Source organism: Colwellia sp. RSH04 (assembly GCF_003545765.1).
Lineage (GTDB): Bacteria > Pseudomonadota > Gammaproteobacteria > Enterobacterales > Alteromonadaceae > Colwellia.
On sequence record NZ_QXIO01000001.1, the window covers coordinates 489,530 to 513,549 of the forward strand.

At 37.6% G+C, this 24,020-nt stretch carries 23 protein-coding genes; 15 read left to right on the forward strand and 8 right to left on the reverse strand.

All coding sequences use genetic code 11. The features are described 5' to 3' along the window. Window positions 1-267 precede the first annotated feature (267 nt). Window positions 268-996: a M48 family metallopeptidase gene (locus tag D1094_RS02005; RefSeq protein WP_118958391.1), complete on the reverse strand. Its 729-nt coding sequence runs from the start codon at window positions 994-996 to the stop codon at window positions 268-270. A gap of 22 nt (window positions 997-1,018) precedes the next feature. Then, window positions 1,019-1,387: a YebG family protein gene (locus D1094_RS02010; protein WP_118958392.1), complete on the reverse strand. Its 369-nt coding sequence runs from the start codon at window positions 1,385-1,387 to the stop codon at window positions 1,019-1,021. A 444-nt stretch (window positions 1,388-1,831) separates the two neighbouring features. Between D1094_RS02010 and D1094_RS02015 the strand changes: the two genes are divergently transcribed. Both D1094_RS02015 and D1094_RS02020 read left to right on the forward strand, forming a co-directional pair. After that, window positions 1,832-2,182, forward strand: coding sequence for a DUF3718 domain-containing protein (locus D1094_RS02015; protein WP_118958393.1), 351 nt, complete (start codon window positions 1,832-1,834; stop codon window positions 2,180-2,182). Between the two features lie 534 nt (window positions 2,183-2,716). Then, window positions 2,717-3,061 carry a DUF3718 domain-containing protein gene (locus D1094_RS02020; protein WP_118958394.1) on the forward strand — a complete coding sequence of 115 codons (345 nt, stop codon included), beginning with the start codon at window positions 2,717-2,719 and terminating at the stop codon, window positions 3,059-3,061. A gap of 90 nt (window positions 3,062-3,151) precedes the next feature. Here the strand turns inward: D1094_RS02020 and mrcB are convergent, their stop codons facing one another. After that, complete coding sequence (mrcB, locus tag D1094_RS02025) at window positions 3,152-5,458, reverse strand: penicillin-binding protein 1B (RefSeq protein ID WP_118958395.1); 2,307 nt, start codon at window positions 5,456-5,458, stop codon at window positions 3,152-3,154. 11 nt (window positions 5,459-5,469) lie between these two features. Then, the gene (hrpB, locus tag D1094_RS02030; protein WP_118958396.1) at window positions 5,470-8,025 is read right to left on the reverse strand and encodes an ATP-dependent helicase HrpB; all 2,556 of its coding nucleotides are present in this window, start codon (window positions 8,023-8,025) and stop codon (window positions 5,470-5,472) included. Window positions 8,026-8,180: 155 nt separating this feature from the next. Between hrpB and D1094_RS02035 the strand changes: the two genes are divergently transcribed. From D1094_RS02035 to panC, 11 genes are all read left to right on the forward strand, one after another. Then, window positions 8,181-8,669, forward strand: a complete 489-nt coding sequence (locus tag D1094_RS02035; RefSeq protein WP_404851435.1) for an acyl-CoA thioesterase — start codon at window positions 8,181-8,183, stop codon at window positions 8,667-8,669. Continuing rightward, window positions 8,666-9,232 (forward strand): RNA 2',3'-cyclic phosphodiesterase, encoded by a 567-nt coding sequence (thpR, locus tag D1094_RS02040; protein WP_118958397.1) that lies wholly within the window; start codon window positions 8,666-8,668, stop codon window positions 9,230-9,232. The genes D1094_RS02035 and thpR overlap by 4 nt, the downstream gene beginning before the upstream one ends. A 126-nt stretch (window positions 9,233-9,358) precedes the next feature. After that, complete coding sequence (locus D1094_RS02045; RefSeq protein ID WP_118958398.1) at window positions 9,359-9,808, forward strand: hypothetical protein; 450 nt, start codon at window positions 9,359-9,361, stop codon at window positions 9,806-9,808. Window positions 9,809-9,947: 139 nt separating this feature from the next. Continuing rightward, entirely contained in the window at window positions 9,948-10,661 is a 714-nt protein-coding gene (gene sfsA / locus D1094_RS02050) for a DNA/RNA nuclease SfsA (RefSeq protein WP_118958399.1), read from the forward strand. Between the two features lie 339 nt (window positions 10,662-11,000). Next, the gene (dksA, locus tag D1094_RS02055; RefSeq protein WP_118958400.1) at window positions 11,001-11,447 is read left to right on the forward strand and encodes an RNA polymerase-binding protein DksA; all 447 of its coding nucleotides are present in this window, start codon (window positions 11,001-11,003) and stop codon (window positions 11,445-11,447) included. A gap of 18 nt (window positions 11,448-11,465) precedes the next feature. Next, window positions 11,466-12,377: a tRNA glutamyl-Q(34) synthetase GluQRS gene (gluQRS, locus tag D1094_RS02060; RefSeq protein WP_118958401.1), complete on the forward strand. Its 912-nt coding sequence runs from the start codon at window positions 11,466-11,468 to the stop codon at window positions 12,375-12,377. Between the two features lie 53 nt (window positions 12,378-12,430). Beyond that, window positions 12,431-13,096: an SDR family oxidoreductase gene (locus tag D1094_RS02065; protein ID WP_118958402.1), complete on the forward strand. Its 666-nt coding sequence runs from the start codon at window positions 12,431-12,433 to the stop codon at window positions 13,094-13,096. A 303-nt stretch (window positions 13,097-13,399) separates the two neighbouring features. Beyond that, complete coding sequence (gene pcnB / locus D1094_RS02070; protein WP_220452520.1) at window positions 13,400-14,728, forward strand: polynucleotide adenylyltransferase PcnB; 1,329 nt, start codon at window positions 13,400-13,402, stop codon at window positions 14,726-14,728. Between the two features lie 9 nt (window positions 14,729-14,737). After that, window positions 14,738-15,232, forward strand: a complete 495-nt coding sequence (gene folK, locus D1094_RS02075; protein ID WP_118958403.1) for a 2-amino-4-hydroxy-6-hydroxymethyldihydropteridine diphosphokinase — start codon at window positions 14,738-14,740, stop codon at window positions 15,230-15,232. A 146-nt stretch (window positions 15,233-15,378) separates the two neighbouring features. After that, window positions 15,379-16,173 carry a 3-methyl-2-oxobutanoate hydroxymethyltransferase gene (panB, locus tag D1094_RS02080; protein ID WP_118958697.1) on the forward strand — a complete coding sequence of 265 codons (795 nt, stop codon included), beginning with the start codon at window positions 15,379-15,381 and terminating at the stop codon, window positions 16,171-16,173. A gap of 14 nt (window positions 16,174-16,187) precedes the next feature. Then, entirely contained in the window at window positions 16,188-17,057 is an 870-nt protein-coding gene (gene panC / locus D1094_RS02085; RefSeq protein WP_118958404.1) for a pantoate--beta-alanine ligase, read from the forward strand. 285 nt (window positions 17,058-17,342) lie between these two features. Here panC and panP read toward each other — a convergent pair whose 3' ends face one another. After that, window positions 17,343-18,986 (reverse strand): pyridoxal-dependent aspartate 1-decarboxylase PanP, encoded by a 1,644-nt coding sequence (panP, locus tag D1094_RS02090; RefSeq protein ID WP_118958405.1) that lies wholly within the window; start codon window positions 18,984-18,986, stop codon window positions 17,343-17,345. A gap of 348 nt (window positions 18,987-19,334) precedes the next feature. On the opposite strand from panP, the gene D1094_RS02095 reads away from it, so the two are divergent. Further along, the gene (locus D1094_RS02095; RefSeq protein ID WP_147361043.1) at window positions 19,335-19,859 is read left to right on the forward strand and encodes an outer membrane beta-barrel protein; all 525 of its coding nucleotides are present in this window, start codon (window positions 19,335-19,337) and stop codon (window positions 19,857-19,859) included. Window positions 19,860-19,908: 49 nt separating this feature from the next. Further along, a complete protein-coding gene (locus D1094_RS02100; RefSeq protein ID WP_118958407.1) occupies window positions 19,909-21,204 on the forward strand; it encodes an Ig-like domain-containing protein in 1,296 nt (431 codons plus the stop codon). 345 nt (window positions 21,205-21,549) lie between these two features. Here the strand turns inward: D1094_RS02100 and D1094_RS02105 are convergent, their stop codons facing one another. Genes D1094_RS02105 through D1094_RS02115 form a run of 3 tightly spaced genes read right to left on the reverse strand, consistent with a single transcriptional unit; the run spans window position 21,550 to window position 23,950 of the window. Further along, window positions 21,550-22,239 (reverse strand): tRNA (guanosine(46)-N(7))-methyltransferase TrmB, encoded by a 690-nt coding sequence (locus D1094_RS02105; RefSeq protein ID WP_259337789.1) that lies wholly within the window; start codon window positions 22,237-22,239, stop codon window positions 21,550-21,552. 1 nt (window position 22,240) lies between these two features. After that, complete coding sequence (locus D1094_RS02110) at window positions 22,241-23,005, reverse strand: ABC transporter permease (RefSeq protein ID WP_118958408.1); 765 nt, start codon at window positions 23,003-23,005, stop codon at window positions 22,241-22,243. After that, window positions 23,006-23,950 (reverse strand): ABC transporter ATP-binding protein, encoded by a 945-nt coding sequence (locus tag D1094_RS02115; protein ID WP_118958409.1) that lies wholly within the window; start codon window positions 23,948-23,950, stop codon window positions 23,006-23,008. It abuts the gene before it with no gap. Window positions 23,951-24,020 lie beyond the last annotated feature (70 nt).

Genomic DNA, 24,020 nt, shown 5'->3' on the forward strand with positions numbered 1-24,020 from the left:
CTATGGAGAAAATAAAAAACCTTTAAAAGGTGGAGGTTATCAGCAAACAGGTAGTTATCCCCCCTTAACATTATAATGTATCCGATATCTGCCGAGTTTATTTATTACTTATTTTCACTGTATGCTACAACTAATTTTTATCGCTTAATTTTTACTGCTTGACTCTAACCACTGAATATTAATTACGCTCAAGTCTAAATTTTCACATACCTTCGTTTTAATCTGAATAAGCAATCTACGCTAATAAACCTTCGACACCGTTTTGAGTTAACTAGTTAGGGGTAACCATTGAAGTTGTGCTTGATGTTCTTTAAACCAACGTTTTGCTTCAACATACTCTGGGTAATAACAACTCACAAGTTGCCAGAACCTTGTAGAGTGATTCAAGTGCTTTAAATGGCATAGTTCATGGATAATGACATAATCAAGAATATCATTTGGCACCATCATTAATAAATAATTAAAACTTAACTCTCCACGGCTGTTACAACTACCCCACCGTGATTTATACTGCCTAATTTTAAAACTTACTGGTTTAAGTGAGGTTAATTCACTTAATTGTGCAAGGCGAGATGGTATTGTACTTAGCGCCTGTTCTTTGTAAAACTCTTCTAATTGCTTTTTCACTAATAAAGTTTGTACTTTCACGTTCTGAGCTTTTTCTTTCTGACGGTTGGCCAAGATAACGACTAAATACTTGCTATCTAACTTATCAGACTTAATAAAGGTTTTTCGTTTAGGAGCAAAGTCTATAACTAACGTTAATAGTTCTCCTTGAAATAGCACTTTACTGCCTTGTTCAAAACTCAAACAACCATCATCAACGTTAACTTGCTCATTTACTTTAGCTTTTAGCCACGATGATTTTTTAGCAACAAAGTCATGAATGAATTCTTTTGAGACATAACTAGGCGCTCGAACATAAACTTTGCCCGCTTTAACTTGCAAACCTAAAGTTTTTCGTCTTTCACTGCGGATCAACTGGTAGTTAATCATAAATTAGATTCCCAATTTATGATTAACTGGCTTCACTTAATTTTACAGCTTTTGCCTTGGTTGGTTTTTTCTTTACTTTCTCTTCGTTCTGCTCGGCTGCTTGTTCTGCATCTGAACTTACATTCTCCGTAGGCTCAGATTTTTTAACAACTTTCTTTGTTGCTTTTTTTGCAAGCAAAGCAACAAGTACTTCCTCTCTATTCTGTGCTAAGTAAATACTTAATTCCTCAGAAAGATTATCTGCTAATTCAATAGGAGCTTGGGCAAATACTTCCGCTAAGTTATCAGCCATATCCAACATTTTGTCATATTCATCTGCTGATTTCTTATCCATAAACGTCTTAGCCTCTACCCCGTGTCTAATTACAACAAACCGACTTTCAACTGCCATTAGTTTTCCTTATTCACTTTTGCGTTGCTCACATAATATGACTGCTTTGGTAATAAACAATCTTAATAACAGTATCACATTATCAGTAAAAACTGTATATAAAAACAGTAAGAAAAACTATTTTAAATCAAAACAAACTTAAAAACTCAAAAAAAGTAGTGTTGACACTGACACCTATCGCAAGATGAATGTCATTTTTTGTACTTTGTTTATGTACAAATAACAGCAAATGTAAATAAAAAATCCCCGTTTAAATCTTTAAATAAATGCAAAGTGGATGAAAAACATAGAGTTGGGTATTTTCATACTTGTTACAAACCTACCTTTAGTTACATTCAGTAAGAGAATTCGTACAACTTTTCTTGAAAAAAGCATCACTATTATGAGTACGAACTTACTGAACAGTTCGTCACTTTAACAACTTAATGAAAATAGGGATTAATCATGAAAACAGCAAAATCATTAACACTAGGTATTACAGCAACATTATCACTATTAGTAATGAGCTTACCGAGTCAAGCAGCAACACCTTCATATATGGAAACAGCATTAATCAGCGTTTGTAAAGCAGCACAAAGTAATAGTGTACAAAAGCTCAATCAACAAACGAAAACATTTAGACTGAAAAAAAGAACCGTCGCTTTAGGTGTTATGTGTAATGGTGAAGATATCATTAGCTTTGCCGAGACACATGGCGCGGATAAAACAGCAGCTAAATTGCAAAAAAGTATTAGTAATGTCAGCATCACCGATATTGCGGCTGTATCTAAAATTAACGTGAGCTTTAAATTGTAGACTCATTGAAGGATTTAGCATTTGATGAACAAACCAGATAGGGCATTTACTCTTTACCGGTAAATGCCTAGTCTACCTTCTCTAGCACTATTCCCCAGCACCCCACTTCTATTGCTCATGAACTTTGAGTTACCTTCAATACTTTACTCTCTGAGAGTGACGATTAACTTCCAGTTAAGCCGACTGTAGCTTAACAAATAACACTAAAAACTTTTCGTTAAAAAAATCATATCTCCCTAAAAAGGGCATAAATTTAGTCATAATTTAAGACCCTCATCGTAAGACCAACAACAACTACACCAGCTTTCGTATGTCTAAATATCAACAGGTGTAAATAATTGTAACAACTCTACTAAACCTCAATAAATTGTTCCATATACCTTTCAACCACTTAGTGTTTTTACGTAGTTTTTACGTAGGGGTTTTGCTTACATCCAAGTCAAAAAAACAGGTAACCTTTTTCGAAAAACAAGCCACTATTATTCATGAGCGATACATATGATGTCTCGTAATTTTAAATCTAGGGAGAAGACCATGAAAAACGTAAAAGCAACATTACTAGCATTAACTACAGCCGTATCAGCAATTGCAATCAGCGCACCAAGTCAAGCAGCTATGAATCCTTATATGGAGTCAGCATTAATTGAAGTCTGTAAAGCAGCACAAAGCAATAGCGTACAAAAGTTAAACCAAACAACTAAAAGTTACCGTCTAAAAAATAAAACTGTTGCACTTAAATTAATGTGTAATGGTGAAGATGTGATTAGTTTTGCCGAAAGTAACGGCGCAGATAAAACAGCAGCGAAACTTCAACATAGCATAGGACAAGTAGGTATCACCGATATCGCCGCAGTATCTAAATTAAAAGTGACTTTTTAACTTAAATTAGAGAAATGCAATGCGATTAGTAATATAGCACTCAATAAAAACTATTGAGTGCTTGTTTATCTTTACCACTCCAATAGCTCACTAATCACCAAAGATCCTTTCAAGCCAAGAGCGATTATCTTCTTTAACTTTTAAACACTGCTCTGAGATTCTAATACCTGCTGAAATAGCTGGGTAACTAACAGTACCGTCGCAACTGTGTTTTACAGCATTACCTGTTTTTAACTCAAATAATGTCATAGCGACACTTTCAGGTGTTGATAATTGGTAAGATGCTACACCATGCTTTTTCATGAAATCAGCAAACAGCGTCAAAGCACCATTACTGCCTGTTAAGCCTGTGGGCTTATTATTATCTTTTCCTACCCATGTAGTGACTAAGTTATTATTGTCATACCCTACAAACCAACTATCTCTTAAATCATTACTGGTGCCCGTTTTTCCTGCTAAATTTGCACCCTTAACCCGCCAAGATAATGATTTTGCAGTACCTGTTTTCGTGACTTGATTAAGCGCAAAGTTCATTAAGTAACTTGCGTTGGTCGAAAAACGTTGTTCAATTTCATTGGCATATTGCCAGAGAGTCTCACCTTGAGATGAAACAACTTTAGTCATTGCATGAGCTTCAATGAATTGTCCTTTAGCGGCAATAGGCAAATATAATTGATTCACCTCCAAAGGCGACATATTAATAGCCCCTAGCAACATAGAGGGTCTCATTATTATATCTTGTTGGTAACCTAATAAATGAATAGCATCAGCCACTTTATTTAACCCTAGGCTCATCCCCAAGTTTACCGTGGGTACATTTAAGGACTGAATTAAGGCTTCAATTAGCGGCACTTGCCCCCGAAATTGACCATCATAGTTTTTAGGTTGCCATTGCTGCCCTTTCTCACTATTTAAAGTAATGGCTTTATCATCGAGTAAAGTCGCGAAGTTATATTCTTCATACCGTTCTAATGCAGCAAGGTATATTGCTGGCTTTATCAACGAGCCTACCGGTCTTTTTGCTGAGAGTGCTCGATTAAACCCAGCAAAGTTTGTATCCCTATCACCCACAACCGCTTTGATCTCACCCGAAGATATATCGGTAACTATCATGGCTGTTTGCAAATTAGTCTGCTGGTGTTTGTTTTCAAGTAACGGTAATTGCTGCGCAATAGTTTGCTCTACTAACTGCTGGCTATGTAGAGAAAACCCCGTATACACTTTAATACCCGATTTTTGTAACTCAAAAGGAATAGTCTGTTTTAATTCTTTTTTAACCAGTTGCATATAGGCTGGGTATTTTTGCTGACTAAAACGGCGCTGTTTACGAATTTGTAATCGTGACTCTAACGCTAAAACAAATTCATCTTTTGATAAAAAGTTTTGCTCAAACATTAATCTGAGAATTAAATCTCTTCTCTCTTTTGCTCGATTTCTATGCTTCCAAGGATCATAATAACTTGGCCCTTTAACTTGGGCGATAAGTAAGGCAGTTTGTGCATGATTTAATTCTTGAATGGGTTTACCAAAATAAAATTTTGCGGCTAAACCAAAGCCATAAATGCCATTTGCATAGTGTTGACCTAAATAGACTTCATTAACATAGGCTTCAAGCAATTGATCTTTGCTGTATCTAAATTCTAAAATAAGAGCCATCAAGGCTTCTTTAACTTTTCGCGTTAAGCTCTTTTCTCGCGTTAAGTACATATTTTTAACAAGCTGCTGAGTGAGCGTACTACCACCTTGAACCGTGCGACCTGCACGTAAATTGTTATAAAACGCTCTTAAAATAGCAAAGGGGGAAACGCCTTTATGATGGTAGAAATTTTTATCTTCGATTAACAATAAGGTATCAAGCAGTTGCTCAGGTATATCTTCCAAACCCACTAACACTCTGTCTTCTTGATTATTTGCGACTATTCTTGCTAAAAGAACGGGCTCTAAAAAAATTTGCTGAACACGCTCATCATTGACATAAATATGCACTACCCGATTATTTTCTTGATCTATGGTGATTATTTTTTCCTGTACTAGCCCTTCTTGATGTTCAAATGCGCGCTGAAAAATAATCAACCGACTTTTCGATTGCGCAAACTCACCCGCATGCTTCACTTCACTGACTTTTTGATAGCCATTGGCCAATAATGATGCAGCAAGTTTAGGTAAATCAATTAACGCGTCATAATCAATTTGTTCTGCTTTACCATACACTTGAACAGGTATATGCCAACGCTGGCCTTCAAAAGTTTTTGTCACTTTAGCATCTAAATAAATCATATAGATAACTAGGGACATAATGACTGCAAAGCTAAACTTTAACAGTGTCATCATTAGCCAATTTGACCATGACTTTTTCGGTTGTGGTGTTGTTTTATTTGAGGGCTTTTTTCTAGGCATGTAATTAAAGTCTATGGTTGAATGTGACGTTTGGTTTTATTTGTTGCTTTTGCATTTGCTGGGTCATCAGGCCAATAATGTTTAGGGTAACGACTTTTCATGTCTTTTTGTACTAACTCATAGCTCCCACTCCAAAAAGCGACAAGATCTTGAGTCAATTGTATAGGTCTCTGGGCTGGAGATAATAACTCTAATAATAACGGCATGCCTTGTTTATTCTGTACTACACTAACATTTTGATAGATACCAATAACAGGTGTAACACTTTCACCATAAAGCTCTTGCATGGGTAATGACACTTTAGGTGACGCCTCCATGCTGTACGTTATTGGGCAACGGCGCCCTGTCGGACCTATATAGTGAGTAGGTGCCGCTTGTTCTAGTAGCTGTTGCTGCTGATAATCAAACAATGACAGCAACATAGTCGATAAATTTAGTTTATCTAATTGCTCTTTACTGACCACATCACTAACAAAAGGTTGAAACCAAAGCGAAAGTTGCTCAAGTAACATTGCTTCACTGTACGATGGTACAGTTATCTTACTATCTTGCTGTTGATAATGAGCTAACCACTGCCACCTCGCGATAAGTAACTTATCTTGCTTACTCCAATTAAGAAAACCTATCCCTTTCCTAACAATCTGCTCAGCCCAAACAGGTGAGAAGTCTTGTAAGCTTTCATTGCGCGATAGCGGTTGCTCTTCAATAACAATTGCAGCAAATCTTCGCTGCTTTCGCTGAATAATTCTATTTCGTTTTTCATCAAAGAAAGCATGCTGTTTTTCAATAATTTTTTCTGAAAAATATTGTTCAAGAGCTAACAATGAAACACTAGCAGCAAGTCTTACTTTAGCGCCTGATTTCAGTTGCATCATATCGGCGATAACAATATAAGGTTCGCCAGCGAGTACATCATCTTCATTTAAAGAAACACCTTTGCCATTAGTACAAATATATTCGCCTCGCACTTCTCTACTTTTAGCGATACGCTCTGGAAAAGCAAAAGCAAGTAATATTCCGCTATGTTCCAGTGAAACATTATTGAAATTTAGCTCTATAGATAAGGCACTAGCAAGATTTCTAGCTTGTTTAAAAATTCTTTGGTAACTCGGTTTTCGTTGAGCACTCCCACCAATTAATGCTTGTAATCGTAGTGTAAAATCACAATTATATTGTCCTTGCTCTTTCGTAAAAATATCACGTTCTTCAAGTGTTGCCGTTATTAAACACGCAAGCGCTACTTGCTGTGATTGAGGAGAAAAATTGCTCTTTGCAGATAAAATCATATGTGCAAACCGAGGATGACAGTTTAAGCGTGAAACCTGCTCTCCATGTGTAGTTAATTGTCTTTGCTCGTTGATAATATTAAGGCTGAGTAATTCATGCCATGCTTGTTGCTCAATGATGGCTTTAGGTAATTCAAGCATGGGTAAATCTGCTAATTGATTAACTCCCCACCTTGCTGCTTCCATAATAGTAGGTAACAAATCTTCTTGCTGTATCGCATGAGTACTTTGCTCAGGACGTCGTTGAAAATCCTCTTTTGCATATAACCTAATACATTTACCCGGCATAAGTCGACCTGCTCGACCTGCTCGTTGTACTGCTGATGCTTTGGCGATATTTCGTTGAATAAGTTTATTGGTTAACGTTGCACTATTATAGATAGCTACTTTTTCAACACCGCTATCTATTACTAAATCAATTCCCTCTATCGTTAGCGATGTTTCAGCAATATTGGTTGCTAGCACTAGTTTTCGTTGCTGCATGCTACAAGACTGAATAGCTTGTTGCTGCTCTTTAAGTGGCAACTCACCATATAAAGGTGAAATAACAACATCAGTAAATTCCATCCTCGACAGTTCAGTCGCAATATATTTAATATCAGCAACACCAGGTAAAAATGCCAAAATAGAACCTTGATGTGTCGCTAGTTGTTGCTTGATAACGAATAATGCATGCTCGCGCCAAAACTGGTTAGCGTTGGCTGGCATATACGCTATGTCGACAGAGAAACTTCTCCCTTCACTGTGTATCGCAATAGCATCAGGTATCGCCGCTGATAATACGCTAATATCTAACGTTGCTGACATAAGCAATAAGGTTAAATCTTCACGCAAAGCTTGCTGAACCTCACGCGCAAGCGCAAACGCTAAATCTCCTTGTAAACTTCTTTCATGAAATTCATCAAAAACAATTAACGCCGTGTGCGCTAATTCTGCATCATTTTGAATTAACTGCGTAAGGATCCCTTCGGTGATCACTTCTAAGCGAGTAGACTTTGATACTTTGCTTTCATTTCGTACTCGATAACCTATCGTTTTGCCAACAGGCTCAGATAATTGACTGGCCAAAAAAGTCGCAATGTTTTTCACCGCAAGGCGTCTAGGTTGTAGCAAATAAATTTTCTGCTGAGAAAATTTTGCCATAGTTAACAGCCATAAAGGTAAACAAGTTGATTTACCTGCACCAGGCGGCGCAGATAAAATAACCGTATTATGCTGATTTAAGGTTTGGCAAAAAGTGTCTTTTATGGCTTCAATAGGTAATGAAGAAGGTACTGACATAAGGAAAAGGTCTCAACTTACAACTGCGCCAGTGTAGCTACTTTGCTACTTTGATACAAATACCTAACTAAAAATCTTGAACAAAAATCGCTAACTCGTTGAACTTGCCTATAATTAACACAATGAACTCTTAAAAAATACGTTAAGGTTTTTTTATGATGAAGAAAACACAAGAGAATAGTGTTGAATTTTGCTTTTTAGCCGAGCCTACAGATGTAAATTTTGGCGGCAAAGTACATGGTGGCATGGTAATGAAATGGATTGACCAAGCATCTTACGCTTGTGCGGCTAAATGGAGTAAGCGTTATAGCGTCACTATTTCAGCCAATGGCATTCGATTTATTCGTCCTATTTTGGTTGGCCAAATGATTACCGTTTGCGCCCGCATTGTGCATACAGGCAGAAGTAGTATGCATATTTATGTGGTAGTACGGGCTTGTGATCCTAAAGATCATAACTATGTAGTGACTAACCGTTGCTTTATTACGTTCATGGCCACCGACGAAAGTGGTTATCCCATTAAAGTTCCTCAATATACTCCTGAAACCGAAGAAGAAGAAAAACTTGAACAAGTAGCCATGCATGCAAAAGATTTTGCCATTCAATTAGATCAAGATTTTGAAAATCAGTTAGGCTGGAAATGAGTCGATATTTCTTTGCTTTAGATTTAACAGAGCAAAGCAAACAAGAAATAGCTCAGTGGAGAACAGAGCATATTGACGAACACTTTCTGTATGCAAAACCAATTGCTTTGACAAACTTTCATATCACTTTAGTGTTTATTGGTAACATGTCTAAAGATAATTACTCAAACATACTATCGGCGCTATCAAATTCAATATCGCGTGAAAAAATTAGTGACCATTACGCAATTTCACTGTCGCACGTAGCACTTTTTCACAAACCCAAAGTGTTATATTTAGGGCTAAGCAATACACCTCAATGGTTAAGTTCGCTGCAACAGCACATTGAGCAAATAACAAATCATTGCATTGATAAACCTAACCATATAATACGACAAAACGATGAGCCTCAACACAAAGAATACGTGCCGCATGTTAGCATTTATCGTAAAGCAAAATCACTGCCTATACCAGCACCTTCACTTGACATTTATTTAACCATAAATAGCTTTAGCCTTTATGAATCAGTATCTTCTGATACTGGTGTGCAATACACGCCAAAACAAACATGGCTATTACCGTGAACCTTTAATTGTCCTTATTATTATTTGCTAAATAAAACTTGCAAAGATATAAAAATATGCTTACTTGGCAAGGGTTATATAAGTTGATATTAATATCAGTTCCCTTGAATAAAAAGAGATAGATTAATGCAATATTCAGCACACGGACGTTATGCCATTGAACAACAAAACAATATTCTTCTCGTAGATGCACAAGGCCCCTTTAACGAGATACTTGCCGCACAGTATCACCAAGATATTACCGAAATAACTGAAAAAATGACTGGCGAACCTTGGGGATCTTTAATTACTTTTAGAGGAAATAGCGTCTTTACCCCTGACGCTGAAGAACAACTTATCGAAACAACCCGCTACCGCATAAAGCGAGGAATGATTGCCATTGCTGTTGTTATCTTAAATAGCGCAAATGCCGACATGCAACAAATGCAACTACAGCGAATTTATCAAGAATGCCAAATCAATTTTCACGTATTTAGTGATCAAGAAAGTGCAAAAATATGGCTAGATAGCTTTATAGAGCAAGCCTCTCAACCTATCAAAATGAAACAAACGCATTTATCAAAAAAGTATCAATAAAAGAAAACACTGTCAGCTAGATGTTGGCAGTTTATTTCACAACGATAAAACTCTTTCTAGTTTCCTTCATCATTACCCCTCTTACATTTAGTGAAACGACAAATTATACTTTGCCCATAGTTTACCAAAAAGATGTGTTATGCAGTTCTCTCCACCACTTGATAAAGCCACGTTAATTAAAAGATATAAACGTTTTCTCGCTGATTTAACCTTACCTGATAACTCAGTTCATACAGCACACTGCGCCAATACAGGAGCAATGAAAGGCTGCGCCGAACCTGATGACATTGTGTGGTATAGCACATCAGATAATCCTAAACGAAAATACCCCTTTAGCTGGGAGTTAACTCAAACCAAACTAGGCGACTATATTTGTGTGAATACGCAACGAGCAAATCAGTTAGCAGAAGAAGCGTTGCATAACAACATCATCAGTGAGTTATCAGGTTTCTCTTCTTTAACACGCGAAGTAAAGTACGGTAATGAAAATAGTCGAATCGATATTTTATTAACTTATGAAAACAAACCCGACACCTATGTTGAAGTTAAATCTGTCACGTTACTTGAAGACAACGGGCAAGGCTACTTTCCTGACGCAGTAACAACCCGAGGGCAAAAACATTTACGAGAACTGATTGATATGGTGTCGCAAGGACACAGAGCGGTTTTATTATTTACAATACTTCATACGGGTATCGATAACATCCAGCCCGCAGCACATATCGATATAAAATATGCACAATTATTAGCCGAAGCTGCTGCTAATGGCGTCGAGATTCTAGCTTATAAAGCTCAAATAAATGCTTCTGCAATGAGTTTAACGTCAGCTATACCTGTAAATATAAAGCCGTAATGATAAAAGGTGATTCTTTAATATCCTAAGTTTTTTGTGAGTAAAGTTGAATAATGGCGAGATATTTATTGACTAACACTAGTAAAAATTGCTAAAAAAGCTTGCCCATAAATAAAGGCAAAAGTTATTTATAGGTAAAAATAATTATAAAGCACTGATTAATTTAAGTTAAATATATATTTTTCTATCTGCAGTTGATTTTTTTTAGCTGCGTCACAATATATAGCAAATTAATTAAGTCATATATAAAAATATTGGCACTTACAACCAAGCACTGTCACGGAAATATGTGATATATTTATAAATAGTCTTGGTCTATGTAGCACTAGGAGATTAAGCATGCCAAACAGCACAAACAAAGCACTAGGTATTTTAGCATTAGCGGGCGTAGAGCCATATCAAGAAAAAGCTAATGAAGAATACATGAACGAACCACAACAAGAGCATTTTAAGAAAATATTAGATGCTTGGCGTGTACAACTTCGTGAAGAAGTTGATCGTACGGTAACTCATATGCAAGATGAAGCTGCTAATTTTCCTGATCCTGTTGATAGAGCAGCTCAAGAAGAAGAGTTTAGTCTTGAATTACGTACACGAGATCGTGAACGTAAGCTCATTAAAAAAATAGAGAAAACATTACAGTTAATCGAAGATGATGATTTCGGTTTTTGTAAATCTTGTGGTATCGAAATAGGTATTCGCAGATTAGAAGCAAGACCGACTGCAGATCTTTGTATTGAATGTAAAACCTTAGCGGAAATTAAAGAACGTCAAATGGCTGGCTAATTACGCTGACCTTTCCCTATGGAATTCAATTCGCCTGAGCGACCATTAACGAGCAACACTGTTGCTGGTTATCGTGGTCGCTTTGCTCCCTCTCCCTCTGGTTTACTTCACTTTGGTTCACTCATTGCCGCCCTAGCAAGCTTTCTTGATGCAAAAGCACATCAAGGAAAATGGCTCGTTCGCATAGAAGATATTGATCCACCAAGAGAGTTAACTGGCGCTAGCACTAACATTTTAAAAACTTTAGATGCTTACGGGCTTCACTGGGACGAAGAAGTTCGCTATCAAAGTCAACAGTCTGAACGCTATCAGGCTCTACTGTCTGCGTTAAAAAAACAACAGCTTAGCTATTATTGCCAATGCACTAGAGCGCAAATCAAGCAGGTCGGCGGGATATACCAAGGTCATTGCAAACCTCTATCACTTCCAGCTCAAGACAGCGCAATTCGCTTGATAAATCATTTTGCCATTCATACCTTTGATGATATTTTTCAAGGGAGCGTGACTTGCGATATAAACCTAGCTCAAGAAGATTTTATTATTCACCGAAAAGATGGCTTATTTGCTTACCAATTAGCGGTGGTTGCTGATGATATTGAACAAGGTATTACCCATGTAATTCGTGGCTGTGATTTACTTGAACCAACAGCAAGACAACTAACACTATTTAAAACGCTTCAGCATAATGCACCTCAATTTGGCCATGTCCCCTTAGCGGTAACAAAACAAGGCTATAAACTGAGTAAGCAAAATAAAGCGCCCGCGATTGATATAAATAAACCACAAGCCTCGTTAATTGCTGCTCTGAAGTTTTTGGGGCAAAAACCTGAAAACCAATTAGTTCATGCGAGTGTTAACGAAATTATCTACTGGGCAATTACCCACTGGCAAAGAAATTACGTGCCGAAAATGGCACAAATAGTCATTTAAGTTTAATGTCTATCACTCAATTAAGAAAAAAGTCGACCAATTAAGGAAAGAATATGTCTAAAACACTTGTGATCACAGGAGCAAACCGCGGTATCGGCTTTGCTATGGCAAAACTGGCTCATAGCCAAGGACACAAAGTCTATGCTTTATGTCGCCACTCTTCTGCTCAACTCAATGCGTTAGGCGTACACGTTATCGAAAATATTGATGTTGCCACCAAAGACGGAATAAATAATGCTACAGCCGCCTTGAATAATGTCTCTATCGATCTATTGATAAATAATGCTGGCATATTGCGTAATGAGAGCTTACAAGATTTGAATACAGATACTATTAAAGAACAGTTTGAAGTAAATGCCCTTGCTCCTTTATGTCTAACCCATGCCTTATTAAACAACTTATCATCAGGAAGCAAGGTTGCCTTAATTACATCAAGAATGGGCTCTGTCGCTGATAACACTTCGGGTAGTCGCTATGGCTATAGAATGTCGAAGGCGGCATTAAATATCGCCGGTATGTCATTAGCACAAGATTTAAAAAGCCAAGGTATTTGTGTAGGCATTTATCACCCAGGTTATGTGCAAACAGATATGGTTAACCATGGGGGAGATATTAGTAGCGATGAAGCTGCGACACGCCTACTAGGTTTAATGGATAAATTAACACTAGCCGAAACGGGTGTATTTAAACATTCTAACGGTGAAACTTTACCTTGGTAAGGCGCCTTCCCCTAATTTGTCGCTAAAACCTTGAACGGTCAGGCCACTGCAACACAAGGTTTTAGCTAAAAAACTTACACCGTTTGCTGCGCTCATAACAAACTGTCGTTTTTTTATGCTGTTTTGCCTCGCTATAGTTCTCTTTTGCGGCGCACTGTTATATCATTGCTCGATTATTTTTAAGTGTTTTTTAAAAGGTCATCCACTATCAAAAGCGTTATCAATTTATGTAAAAAGGTTTTAACGGGCAGAGGCAAAAAATCACAAACCTCAAAACATGCAAAAACACTTGAGCAACCTATTATATTATCTCGTGATGAGCACCCTGTCTCACGTCAATTCATTAGCCCTAACGCACTAAAAGTATTATATCGCTTAAATAAAGGTGGTTATGATGCTTACCTTGTTGGTGGCGGTGTACGAGATATTTTACTTGGCCTAAAACCAAAAGATTTTGATATAGCCACCAATGCAACGCCAGAGCAAATTAAAGCACTATTTCGTAATTGTCGTTTAATTGGTCGACGCTTTCGTTTAGCACATATTGTTTTTGGCAGAGAGATTATTGAAGTCGCTACTTTTAGAGGCCATCACGACAGCGCAACTGAAAAAGAAAAAAGCTGCAAGAAAACCTCTAAACAAAGTGAACATGGCATGCTACTTAGAGATAATATTTATGGCAGCATTGAAGAAGATGCCGAACGTCGTGATTTCACGATTAATGCGCTTTATTACTCCAGCAAAGATTTTAAAGTTTATGACTTTGCTAACGGCGTGCAAGACATTAAAAATAAGCAAATTCGCTTAATCGGCGATCCTGAAACACGTTACCGTGAAGATCCTGTGCGCATGCTAAGAGCCATTCGCTTTGCCACAAAGCTTGATATGGCTATTAGTGAAGAAACGCGCGCGCCCATTAAAGCACTTGCTCCTTTAATGGCAAATATACCGCCTGCCAGAATGTTTGAAGAATTCTTAAAAATGTTTATTTCAGGCAAAGCGATTGAGAATTATCAGGCATTGCGTGAGTACGATTTATTCAACTTTTTCTTCCCCGGTGTTGAACAAGCATTTAAAGATGATGAAAACAATTATCCTTACATGCCAGCTTTCATTAACCTTGCCTTAAGTAATACCGATAAACGCATTAATAATGAACAACGTGTCACGCCAGCATTTTTATTTGCAGCGATGCTTTGGTATCCACTGCAACAGCAGATTAAGCAAATAAAATTACATAACTCATTAACTCCTCAAGACGCTTTTTTTGCTGGATTAAATGAAGTTATGCCTGAACAACAAAGAGCAATTGCTATTCCTAAGCGTTTCCAAGCGGTTATTAAAGATATTTGGATACTGCAAGATAAACTCTCTAGAAGAGAAGGTAAGCGCGCTTTTAAAACATTTGAACACCCTAAATTTAGAGCCGGTTACGACTTCTTATTACTCAGAGCAGAAATTGAATCAGAGGATGAAAAGCTTGCTGAACTAGCTAAATGGTGGACCGATTTTCAGCAAGTTTCATCAGAAGCTAGGTTGCAAATGATAAAATCAGTCAAAGCACCACAAGGTGGTAAACGTCGCACGCCAAGAAAACGCAGAAAACCAGCAGTACAAACTCACGACGGCTAAAAGCAATTTATGACGACTGCATATATAGGTTTGGGCAGCAATTTATCTAACCCTAAAGATCAGGTTAGACAAGCCGTTGCTCATATCGGCACAATAAAGCAAAGCCACATAGTGGCTGTATCTTCTCTTTACTTGAGCAAACCAATGGGCCCTCAAGACCAAGATGATTATATCAATGCGGTGTTAGCTTTAGAAACAACCCTATCTGCGATTGAATTACTCGACCAATTACAAGCAATAGAAAATTCAGCAGGAAGAGTAAGAAAAGATAACCGCTGGGGTGCGCGTATTTTAGATCTAGATATTATTTTATTCGGCGATGATATTATTGAAAACTCACGACTAACGGTGCCTCATTACGGTATGACTGAGCGTGAATTTGTCCTTTACCCCCTTATTGAAATTGCACCAGAGTTAGTTTTACCCTCAGGACAATCTTTAAAATCATTGCTTGATAACGTCAATATCAATGAAATGATAAAACAAGAAGCAATCTGTTTTTAATAATTCACCATTTTTCTTTTCTACATAATGCGCAGCAATGTTATTTATTAGTAATAAATAGGATAAACTAGTCTTAATACTATATTCAATGAATGGCAAAGTGCCTGTTGGGTATAGCAAAACAAATTGATAAATTCGGAAATATTATGGCTAAAATTACCACTGCAAGTCTGCTGAAAATGAAGCAGCAAGGCGAAAAAATTTCGACAATTACTGCCTATGATGCCAGCTTTGCTAAATTATTTGATCAAGCAGGTATTCACGCTATCTTAATTGGTGACTCTCTTGGTATGGTACTGCAAGGTCAAGATGACACCTTACCCGTTACTATTGAAGACATGGCATATCATACTCAATGTGTAAAACGCGGCGTAACAGAAACATTAATTATCGCTGACATGCCCTTTATGAGCTATTCCAATAAAGAGCAAGCACTAAACAACGCTGCAAAACTAATGCGTGCTGGTGCTTCAATGGTAAAAATGGAAGGTGGTGCTTGGTTAAATAAAACCATTACAGCACTTGTTGAGCGTGGTATTCCTGTTTGTGCTCATCTTGGGTTAACGCCTCAATCAGTGAATGTTTTTGGCGGCTTTAAAGTACAAGGTCGCGACGCAGATAAAGCTCAAAAAATGATAGATGATGCGAAAGCGCTAGAAGCTGCTGGCGCACAATTACTCGTATTAGAATGTATTCCAAGTGATTTAGGTAAGGCCATTACTGCTGCTGTAACCATCCCTACTATAGGTATAGGGGCTGGTAAAGAGACTGACGGTCAAATCCTTGTAATGCATGATGCGCTTGGTATTTCGTGCAGTTACATGCCAAAATTTTCTCGTAACTTCTTAAAAGATACGGGTGATATAAAAAAAGCCATTGAACTCTATATCAGTGAAGTTTCTTTAGGAAACTTCCCTGGTGAAGACCATATTTTCAAATAACTAATTGACTCCTTATGATTACAGTTACCGATATTTCAGAATTACGCCAACAAGTCAAAGCTTGGCGACAACAAGGCTTAACCATCGCTTTTGTTCCGACCATGGGCAATTTGCATGAAGGTCACATTTCTTTAGTCGATGAAGCCCATAACCACGCTGATAAAGTGATAGCCAGTATCTTCATTAACCCAATGCAATTTGGTGCTAATGAAGATATCGATAGCTATCCTCGAACAATGGAAAACGACCAACAAAAGCTTATTGCTGCAGGTACCGATTTACTTTTCACTCCCACACCTGAGATTATTTACCCTAAAGGTATTGCGAAACAAAGCTTTGTTGAAGTACCTAATGTTTCAGATGGTTACTGTGGTGAAAGTCGACCTGGACATTTTCGCGGTGTGGCAACCGTTGTTTGTAAACTATTTAATCTGGTACAGCCAGATGTTGCGTGTTTTGGTTTGAAAGATTATCAACAAGTTCAAGTGATACAAACGATGGTTGAAGATTTATCTATGCCGATTGAAATTATCCCTGTACCGACAGTGCGAGAAGCAAATGGCTTAGCGTTAAGTTCAAGAAATGGTTATTTAACCACTGAAGAAAAAGCCATTGCACCCGCGTTACAGCAAAATCTGCAATGGTTAGCGCAAGAGATTGAGTTTAGTCGTAAAAACAGCCCTGATAATAGCCCTGATTTTATTGGCTTAACAAAGAAGGCTTCGATGGCAATTGATGCTACAGGAATGAAAACAGACTACATTCATGTTTGCCATGCCCGCACATTACAACCCGCCAGCGAAGATGATACTGAATTAGTCATTTTAGCCGCTGCGCATTGTGGTAAAGCAAGGCTCATAGATAATTTACAATTATTTCTTTAAGCAAAAAGCATTAAAAACAAAAAGAGCTTCATTATCATGAAGCTCTTTTTTTATACCGTTTACAACTAATGGAATAAAGTAACTAACCTCAGCTAGGGATAATAAATAGCTCCCTAGCAGCTATTTTCCTTACTTCTGTGTTAAATTCATAAACAATTGAATAACTATTCTTAATGAATTTTCTTTGAATGAAAGAAACTATCAAGCTAGTGAGTTGCTAAAACTACAAGTCTAACAATTTCAGACGATTAACTTATCTCTTAACCCGAGTATAGGTTAACTATATTAGCTTGCTGCTGATAAAAGTTGCGGTAAAAAATTCTCACTTTCTTGAGCAAGTTGGCATTGTTCAGCTAAAATATCGTGAAGAATTTCCTTACTTGTTAATGGATTAGCTAGTACAACTCTAAATACGATAACTTTCTCGCCATTATAGCGCGCCACCTCAATACGAGTTCGAGAAACAAACGAGCGACCATCTTCACGTTGGCGTTTTTGAATAAACTTGGTTAATTTACCTAATAATAAATTGACTGCCGCTAATGCTTCTTTGTCATTTTCATTGTTGAACTTAGTCAGTAAGTTTTGCACTTGTTTCGGCGCATAACGGTACGTTAATAAACAAAGTTCAGGTTTTGTTATCAACTCAAAATCATCATGCTGGGTAATTAAGTCAGCAAAGTATTCTGCTTTTTCAATCGCTTGATTTATTAGCATTTCATAACCCGGGCGGCTAATAATATGCAAACTAGAATAAACCAGCATTGCCATGCCAGGTCTTGAACCTTCTAATGTATTACTACCTAAATCTTTTGAACCTTTACGTAAAATATATTCAGCATGATGCTCAATCGCTGCGACCGACTCAGGATCTTTAAAAATCACTAAACCAGCTCCCATAGGCACATACATTTGTTTGTGTGCATCAATGGTAACAGAGTCTGCCAATTCTATTCCTTTAAGTAATGGGCGGTATTTATTAGAAAGCAGAGTTGCACCACCCCAAGCCGCATCAACATGAAAATGACATTGATACTGCTTAGCAATAGCAGCCATTTGTTCAAGCGGGTCAATATTACCTGTTTCGGTGGTGCCAGCAACACCAACAATTGAGAGTACCTTAATATTTTCTTTTGCTAGTTGCTGACATTTTTCAGCTAGCTTTTGGCAGTCAATTTTATTATTTTCATCCGTTGCAATGGCAATGACACTTTCTTGCCCGATACCTAAAATATCTGCCGACTTTTTCAATGAATAATGACCACGTTCAGAAACAAGAATTGCTAAGCCGTTATAACCATAATGTTGCAGTGCAGCAAAAATCCCTGAGCGAGAAACGCCGTTAAAGTTACCGTCAGGTTTTAATAGCTTATTTCGTGCTACCCAAAGCGCAGTGATATTAGCAACCGTACCACCTGAACAAAAAGCGCCTAAAGAGTGTTTGGCACTATGCATCCACGCTTGATAAAAGCTCTCATCTTGCTGATAAACTAAATTATGCATCATCCCAAGCACTTGACGCTCAAGGGGCGTAAAAGCTTTCGAGGTTTCAACTTTAACGAGGTTTTGGTTTAAGCCAACCATCAATTTAGAAAGAGGCAAAATAAAGGAAGGTAATGCTGATGTCATATGACCAATAAAGCTTGGGCTTGACGTATGCACAGATTGCGCAACCAGTTTATCAAGTAAATGATCCATATGATCAGACACAAAAGCGGGTTGCTCAGGTATTTGAGCATCAATAAAGTCTTGTTCAATATCAGTTAAGGCATTTTTAGTCGCAACAATATGGTTGCCTAAAAATCCCGCCAAATTGTGCGACATCTCTTGCTCAATAACCCCTAGCGTTGAATCTGGGGCTTCAGCAATGGTAAAAATTTGATGTAATGATTCTGGCGTTGCCTGTGCTGTACGCTTAGCTGCTCTCATAAATGTTCACTTTTCAACACGTCGTGTGAAGGATTAACTTACGTTAATACTGAGTCGTTCACGGTGTAAACTCATAACTCCATTTAAGAAAACACCCAAGGAAATAAGCCCTGCACTTTAATAAAAAAAGAGCGAAAAGTCTCGTGTTTTTACCGTTATTTATCGACTATTCACTAAAGTTATACGCCATTTAACACAAAATTTGTATTATTTAAGCTACAAATCAAGAAATAAAAAGTCACTAAATCATTAATCACGTTGAAAATTAAGAAAAAAAAAGAGAAGTCATTGACCATTGTTAGTACGCTGTATATCCTTGCAGCTATCTTTGTAGATGGGAAAAAATTCATGCTAAAAATCACCAGCTCTGTCCTGTTATCACTCGCCATGTTTATGCCTTTATCAAGCTATGCCGATAGCCCCTACATTGGCGTTGACTATGTTTTAGGTGATATTGATATCTCAAGTGAAAATGCTGAACCTACAATGACAGCGCTAAGAGCAGGTGTAAGTAATAATCAAATTGCTTTTGAGGCACAATATTTGTTATCTAATAACAGTGATAATATTTACCGTATGGAGTTTGATCTAAAGCAGAGCGTCGGTTTGTTTACTGTACTGCAATCTGAATCGATGAACGGTTTTCGTTTTGATGTTTCACTAGGCTATGCCATGAATGAGTTAAATGTTTCAGGTCCCGAAAATACCTATAACGGTAAAGATGAATATAATGGTTTTGCTTGGGGCGTTGCTATTCAACAAGAGCTTCCTTTTTTACAAAATACACACGTAAGACTAGGTTACCAATCATTATATAAAGATAGCGATTTAGAAATAACAGCTATCTCACTCGGATTAACCTACCAATTTTAAGCTACTGATTAGCTGTATTTTATCATTCACATTTTCTAAGGCAGATATCATGTTTAAACACGTTAACTTACTATGTAAAAGCTCATTCATCGCATTAATTTTTTCAGGATTTTTACTTAGTGGTTGTGATACTGACAGCACAAACTCTGCTGAATTAGCCCGTGCAGTAGAACTAGAACGCCTTAGAGAGACTGGTACCATTATAGAAACTGTGACGATTCATGGCGGGCAAACGCGTTTAGTGGCCACTGAAACTCACCAACTCAGTGCAACAGGTGTTGATAGCAATGGTGATACCCGAGATATCACCAATGAACTTGTCTGGACTTCAAGTGATGAAAGTATTGCTAAAGTTAGCACAAAAGGCCTTGTTACAGCGATTAGCAATACTACGGCGAATCAAGGTATCGTTACCATTACAGGCACTACAATTAACGACATGTTTAATGACACTGAAATATCAGTAAGCGATGTAGCTGCCAGCGCAATAGAATTAAAGCAAAGCTCTCCAGAGTCAGGGAATATCTTAACCTGTATTGATGCGAGTATCGATGGCAATGTGACTTACGAAGATGGTTATACTTCTTTAAATACAGTTCGCGGTATGAGTTTTTCTGTCGATGAGATGACTACTGCTAGCATTGATGCTCAAGGTAATATTTTTACCTCTAGCGAAGAAGTTGAAAGTACAATAGTCACGGCAAAAATCGGTGAAATATCAGATCAATTAACCGTTACGGCTGATCCAAGTAGTTTAAATACCCTCACAATTTTACGAAACGAAGAAAAAGTAGATCTCATTTCTTTAGAGGTGGGTGATCGCTTAAGCTTTAACGCACAGGCAACCCTACTTGCCGAAATATCAGAAGAAGAATTCGATATTGATAACAGTGTTATGTGGCAATCAGGTAACTCAACTATTTATGGTTTAACTGCTGAAGGTGAAAACAAAGGGACTATGCTCGGGTTAAAACCCGGTATAACAACCTTAAGCGCACTTTGTGGCGGTAAAAAAGTCAGTGCGACCGTTAATGTATCAGGCGATGCAGAATTAGATGAGCTGCAAATTAATGATGGCGAAACCAATATAACCATCAGTAAAAACACTACCTTAGATTTAACCTTACTCGCCAAATACACTAGTGAATCGAGTTCATCGCTAAATGTTACTGAGTTTACTCAGTGGTCACTTAATGGCAGTGAGTTAGTAAGCGCTGAATTAATTGAACAAGGTACTGGCAATAGTAAATATCAGCTTACTACAGCGAAAGATGCAACGGGTACGTTAATTGTTTCAGCCATTTACGACGGTGATACGGTAAGTGTCATCATTACTATCGAGTAATGGCTATTAACAGGGTAATAACAACAATTTACACCCATGACGCAGCATAAATTAAACCAGCTTGCACAAGCACAAGAATCGCAAGTGCACTTTTTAAAACTTTATATTTGATAACAGTCATTGCTTTTCCTTAAACACACAAATGAAGAGTAATTATATATAGTGTAAATCTCACAAAAAAGATCACTATGATTCAAATTAAAGCAAATCACATACCAAAGTCATAAAGCTTTAATATACAGGGCTCTAGAGAATACCAACAAAAAAGCCATTACATTGCTGTAATGGCTTTTTAGTCAGTTTCAATAAGTATTAGTAAATTTAACTACTGGTTACAAACAGCAACTAATAGCTTGCCTCTTTAACAAGTAGCTGCCAGCATTGCTGGCCACTCGCTTGATACTTTGCTTCAAATGGCGTGATCGGCTCAGCATCGTTTACCTTAGTTAATTCTGCCACTAACCCAGCAATATCAGCAGCCTGTTCAAATTCTTCAAGGTAAAGTCGCCAATTACTACGAAGAATAATTTGCTCACCTAATGTAATCAATACCGGAAATACTGCACTACCATGCCAGCGACGTTGAATATGCTTCGATTTGGGCCATGGGTTTGGGTACAAAATATAATGCTTGGTAATCGGCCAGTTAGCCGCTTTCACTAAACGGTAAAAATCATTTAGATCGGCACGAATCAAATGAAAATTATCGCCATCATAGATTTCTTCAACATTACGATTGATACGATGGGCCGATTTATCAACCCCTATTACTAATGCATCAGGATTACGCTTAGCAAGTAAGCGTGTACTTTGCCCAACACCACAACAAGAATCTAAAATAATTGGGCCATCAAATGCTTGTACTATGGCATTGATCTCATCAAAAGCTGATTTTGTATGTGCTTGATACGGCTTTTGAAAAGGATGAGTTAAATGCTTTTCAACAATCTCTTCCAGCTTTTCATGTATACCTTTTTGGTTAGTAACGATGATTTTTGAATCGCCTGTCAGTTGTTCTTTCATCTCGTTGTCCATGTTAGCTTCTTAACCCTATACCTTTGCTGATTAACACCATCGCGATGGTAAACAAAGTGACAATAAAAATACCAATTACAGCAAAAGCCGTCACTATACTTACATCAGATATACCTAAAAATCCATACCTAAAAGCATTAACCATATAGACAATAGGGTTTGCTTGCGACACACCTTGCCAAAACTCAGGCAGTAAACTAATGGAATAAAATACGCCGCCTAAATAGGTCAGTGGTGTTAATACAAAGGTGGGAATAATTGAAATATCATCAAAGCTTCCGGCAAAAATAGCATTAATCAAACCGCCTAAAGCGAACGTGGCAGAAGTTAAGCTCACCGTGGCAATAATGACCCAGATATTGTGGACTTGAATATCAACAAAAAATAGCGCGACAAAGGTAACAATTAAGCCAACTAATATGCCACGACACATGCCGCCGCCCACATAACCTGCAACAATCACCCAATTAGGTACGGGGGCAACGAGCATTTCTTCAACGTTACGTTGCCACTTAGCACTAAAGAATGAAGACGCGACATTTGAATAAGAGTTGGTGATAACACTCATCATGATAAGACCAGGAACAATAAACGACATATAGTCAAAGCCGCCCATTTCACCAATGCGCTTACCAATAAGCGAGCCAAAAATAACAAAGTACAAACAAATCGTTATCGCTGGCGGTACTAAAGTTTGTACCCAAATTCGCATAAAACGATGTACTTCTTTATGTAAGATACTTTTTAATGCAATGGTGTTATTCATTTATGCTACTACCTTACTATTCTCTTTCGCGCTGCCTGATTGATTAATTAAGCTGACAAACAATGCTTCTAAGCGATTACTCTTATTACGCATACTTTTAACTTCAACATTTTGTAATGATAATTGTGCGAACACTTGATTTAAACTTTGGTGCTTGCTGATATCAATTTCTAACGTGTGATCATCAAGCTGTCTTGACACTATGCCATCAATCGACACTTGATGTTGCGTTGGCACTAAATCGAGAACAAAAGTTTCAATATCTAATTGTGCTAGTAAACCTTTCATTGTGGTGTTTTCAACAATTTCACCGCCATCTATTATTGCAATATTACGACAAAGCATTTCAGCTTCTTCTAAATAATGAGTTGTGAGAATAATAGTGATCCCTTCTTCGTTGAGCTGTTGTAAGAAGTCCCACATTGCACGACGAATCTCAATATCAACGCCAGCGGTTGGTTCATCTAATATCAGCATTTTAGGCTCATGCATTAATGCGCGAGCAATCATTAAACGACGTTTCATGCCACCTGAAAGTGCACGAGCTGGTTCATCACGTTTATCCCACAGCTCGAGTTGCTTAAGATATTTTTCAGCACGTATTAACGCTGTTTTTCTCTCTACACCGTAGTAACCTGCTTGGTTTACCAGTATATTTGTAAGCGGTTCAAACTGATTAAAATTGAATTCTTGTGGTACTAAACCGATATGACTTTTCGCCAGTTCTAAAGCGTTGTCAATATCGTGGCCATATATTTTCACCTGACCTTCTGTCTTGTTCACTAAAGAAGTCATTACACCAATGGTAGTTGATTTACCCGCGCCATTAGGTCCTAGCAAAGCAAAAAAATCACCCTGTTTAACTTTAAGTTCAATATTTTTTAGAGCCTGAAAGCCACCTTTATAGGTTTTCTTTAAGCCTGTAATTTCTAGTGCGTAGGTCATAAGCTATCTCAATACCATCAATATCTCTTTATGGTAACTCAATATGGTGGTGAAACTAGTATTTTCAATA